This window comes from Alteromonas lipotrueae (assembly GCF_019249215.1).
GTDB classification, from domain to species: Bacteria; Pseudomonadota; Gammaproteobacteria; order Enterobacterales; family Alteromonadaceae; genus Alteromonas; species Alteromonas lipotrueae.
Map to the genome: position 1 here is coordinate 1 of NZ_JAESDI010000040.1, position 894 is coordinate 894.

The 894-nt window shown below is 42.7% G+C and carries 1 protein-coding gene; it reads left to right on the forward strand.

What is annotated here, in order from left to right:
• Positions 1-863 (forward strand): IS110 family RNA-guided transposase (locus JKP82_RS20680; protein ID WP_218398581.1); only part of this gene is annotated, 863 nt, incomplete at its 5' end.
• Between the last annotated feature and the right edge of the window lie 31 nt (positions 864-894).

Consider the following 894-nt stretch of genomic DNA (forward strand, 5'->3'; position numbering starts at 1 on the left):
ACTTAAAAGTGAGCAATGATAAGAAAGGGATTGGTGAGGCATTAAAAAGGTTAAGAAAATTAACGATTGTTCGTATTGTTATTGAAGCAACAGGGCGCTACGAAATGGCCTTTGTGAGTGCTTGTGCTAAAGCAGAATTACCTTTTAGTGTCGTAAATCCTATTCATGTTAAACGCTTTGCTGGCGCCATTGGCCGTAAAGCTAAAACGGATAAACTTGATGCGGCGTTGATAGCGCATTTTAGTGAGGTAATTCAACCTGCCTTGTCGACACTAAAGCCCGAGAACATTCAGAAGATGGCTGACACTGTAGCCCGCAGAAATCAGCTTTTAGAGATGCAGACCCGTGAGAAAAATCGTCTTCAAATTATGCCGAAAACCGTTCAATCAAGCATAAAGGCAATACTCACAGTGTTGAAAAAGCAAATTCAAAAGATGGACGGCGAATTAGCTGACTTAATTGAAAGCTGTCCAGAATACCAAGCAAAAAGTGAACTGGTTCAAAGTATGCCAGGGATCGGAAAGGTGTCAGCTGCGGCTCTCATCAGTTATTTACCAGAGCTTGGTATGATGAATAGTAAACAAGTGGCCGCCCTTGTTGGCGTCGCACCAATGAACAAGGAAAGCGGTCGCTACAAAGGTAAGCAAGTTACTCAAGGTGGCCGACACCAAGTTAGAACCGTTTTGTTTATGGCAATGATGTCAGCGATGCAATGCAACGCTAAATTTAAAGCCACTTATGAGAGGCTGGTAGCCGCAGGTAAGCCGAAAAAAGTCGCCATCATTGCCTGTGTTAGGAAGATGGTTGTCATATTAAACTCAATGGTTAGAGATGGTGTAATGTGGGAAGAAAAAGCGGCTTAATGTTTGAGTTGACACCATAGTCGTTTGTTAG